The organism is Streptosporangium sp. NPDC051023, from assembly GCF_040689595.1.
Classification (GTDB): Bacteria; Actinomycetota; Actinomycetes; order Streptosporangiales; family Streptosporangiaceae; genus Streptosporangium.
Window position 1 is genome coordinate 1,667 of record NZ_JBFBCE010000182.1, and the last position, 3,366, is coordinate 5,032.

General features: G+C 56.9%; 1 rRNA gene. It reads left to right on the forward strand.

Annotated elements, in window-relative coordinates:
* Nucleotides 1-235 precede the first annotated feature (235 nt).
* Nucleotides 236-3,361: ribosomal RNA gene (locus AB0395_RS47605) — 23S ribosomal RNA — on the forward strand.
* Nucleotides 3,362-3,366: the final 5 nt, after the last annotated feature.

Here is a 3,366-nt window from a genome sequence, read left to right on the forward strand (position 1 = left end):
GTTCGGACACACTGTTGGGTCCTGAGGAAACGGACATTGGGCGGGCCCGCTGAGGCGGGCTTGCTGTCTGTTTGACCTCGTGCGGGACCGGCCTCCTGTCAGACCAGCCTGGTCCGGGAGATGTGGGGATCTTTGATGGTTCTCTTTCGTCTTCTGGTGTGGGTGTTCGGTGGCGGGTCGGGTTTGGTCGCTGTTTGTTGTTTGAGATTTGCATAGTGGACGCGAGCATCTTTGTGGCCAAGTTTTTTAGGGCACACGGTGGATGCCTTGGCATCAGGAGCCGATGAAGGACGTGGGAGGCTGCGTTAAGCCCCGGGGAGTCGCCAACCAGACTTTGATCCGGGGATGTCCGAATGGGGAAACCTAGCACCAGTCATGTGGTGTTGCCTCCGCCTGAATGTATAGGGCGGTTGGTGGTAACGCGGGGAAGTGAAACATCTCAGTACCCGTAGGAAGAGAAAACAAAATGTGATTCCGTGAGTAGTGGTGAGCGAAAGCGGATGAGGCTAAACCGTATGCGTGTGATAGCCGGCAGGCGTTGCGTGTGCGGGGTTGTGGGACCTTCTGGTGGTTTCTGCCGAGACCGCAAGCAGTGAGAAATCGATGGGGTAGTCGAAGCTTCTGGGAAGGAGCGCCGGAGACCGTGAGAGCCGGGTAGGCGAAACCTTGTCGACTGTTGGAGGGGATCCCAAGTAGCACGGGGCCCGAGAAATCCTGTGTGAATCTGCCAGGACCACCTGGTAAGCCTAAATACTCCCTGATGACCGATAGTGAACTAGTACCGTGAGGGAAAGGTGAAAAGCGCCCCGGTGAGGGGTCGTGAAATAGTACCTGAAACCGTGTGCCTACAAGCCGTAGGAGCGTAAACGAGGCTTGCCTTGTTTGTGATGTGACTGCGTGCCTTTTGAAGAATGAGCCTGCGAGTTATGGTGTGTGGCGAGGTTAACCCGTGTGGGGGAGCCGTAGCGAAAGCGAGTCTGAATAGGGCGTTGAGTCGCATGCTGTAGACCCGAAGCGGAGTGATCTAGGCATGGGCAGGTTGAAGCGCGGGTAAGACCGCGTGGAGGACCGAACCCACCAGGGTTGAAAACCTGGGGGATGACCTGTGTTTAGGGGTGAAAGGCCAATCAAACTCCGTGATAGCTGGTTCTCCCCGAAATGCATTTAGGTGCAGCGTTGCGTGTTTCTTGCCGGAGGTAGAGCACTGGATGGCTGATGGGCCTTACCGGGTTACTGACGTCAGCCAAACTCCGAATGCCGGTAAGTGAGAGCGCAGCAGTGAGACTGCGGGGGATAAGCTCCGTAGTCGAGAGGGAAACAGCCCAGACCACCGACTAAGGCCCCTAAGCGTGTGCTAAGTGGGAAAGGATGTGGAGTCGCAGTGACAACCAGGAGGTTGGCTTAGAAGCAGCCACCCTTGAAAGAGTGCGTAATAGCTCACTGGTCAAGTGATTCTGCGCCGACAATGTAGCGGGGCTCAAGTACACCGCCGAAGTCGTGGCATTCACACATGTAGCCTAGCCTTTTTGGTTTGGGTGTGTGGATGGGTAGGGGAGCGTCGTGCGGCCGGCGAAGCAGCAGAGTGATCTAGTTGTGGAGGCTGTGCGAGTGAGAATGCAGGCATGAGTAGCGAATCAGAAGTGAGAAACTTCTGCGCCGGATGACCAAGGGTTCCTGGGGCAGGCTAATCCGCCCAGGGTAAGTCGGGACCTAAGGCGAGGCCGACAGGCGTAGTCGATGGACAACGGGTTGATATTCCCGTACCCGCTATGATGCGCCAATACTGAATCCAGTGATACTAAGGGTCCTTAAGTCCCTGACGCCCTTCGGGGTGTGGGTGAGGCTGAACGCCTGGCCTGATCTGGTAGTAGGTAAGCGATGGGGTGACGCAGGAAGGTAGCCCAGCCCAGGCGATGGTTGTCCTGGGGTAAGCATGTAGGGAGAGAGGTAGGCAAATCCGCCTCTCACTAATCCTGAGATGTGATGCCGAGCCGATTGTGGCGAAGTGGGTGATCCTATGCTGCCGAGAAAAGCCTCTAGTGAGTGTCGTGGCGGCCCGTACCCTAAACCGACTCAGGTGGTCAGGTAGAGAATACCAAGGCGATCGGGTGAACTGTGGTTAAGGAACTCGGCAAATTGCCCCCGTAACTTCGGGAGAAGGGGGGCCTTCGCTGGTGATGAACCTTTGCGTTCGGAGCTGGTGGGGGTCGCAGAGGCCAGGGGGAAGCGACTGTTTACTAAAAACACAGGTCCGTGCGAAGTCGTAAGACGATGTATACGGACTGACGCCTGCCCGGTGCTGGAACGTTAAGGGGACCGGTTAGCCAGCTTTGGTTGGCGACGCTGAGAACTTAAGCGCCAGTAAACGGCGGTGGTAACTATAACCATCCTAAGGTAGCGAAATTCCTTGTCGGGTAAGTTCCGACCTGCACGAATGGCGTAACGACTTCCCCGCTGTCTCAACCGCAGACCCGGCGAAATTGCACTACGAGTAAAGATGCTCGTTACGCGCAGCAGGACGGAAAGACCCCGGGACCTTCACTATAGCTTGACATTGGCGTTTGGAACGGTTTGTGTAGGATAGGTGGGAGACGGTGAAGCTGTAACGCTAGTTGCGGTGGAGTCATTGGTGAAATACCACTCTGGTCGTTTTGGACGTCTAACTTCGGTCCGTGATCCGGATCAGGGACAGTGTCTGGTGGGTAGTTTAACTGGGGCGGTTGCCTCCTAAAGAGTAACGGAGGCGCCCAAAGGTTCCCTCAGCCTGGTTGGCAATCAGGTGTCGAGTGTAAGTGCACAAGGGAGCTTGACTGTGAGACCGACGGGTCGAGCAGGAGCGAAAGCTGGGACTAGTGATCCGGCGGTGGCATGTGGAAGCGCCGTCGCTCAACGGCTAAAAGGTACCCCGGGGATAACAGGCTGATCTTCCCCAAGAGTCCATATCGACGGGATGGTTTGGCACCTCGATGTCGGCTCGTCGCATCCTGGGGCTGGAGTAGGTCCCAAGGGTTGGGCTGTTCGCCCATTAAAGCGGTACGCGAGCTGGGTTTAGAACGTCGCGAGACAGTTCGGTCCCTATCCGCTGCGCGCGCAGGAGACTTGAAAGGGGCTGTCCCTAGTACGAGAGGACCGGGACGGACGAACCTCTGGTGTGCCAGTTGTTCCGCCAGGAGCACGGCTGGTTGGCTACGTTCGGAAGGGATAACCGCTGAAAGCATCTAAGCGGGAAGCTCGCCTTGAGATGAGGTCTCCCACCCGTGAGGGGTAAGGCTCCCGGTAGACGACCGGGTTGATAGGCTGGAAGTGGAAGCGCGGTAACGTGTGGAGCTGACCGGTACTAATAGGCCGAGGACTTGACCACAAAGC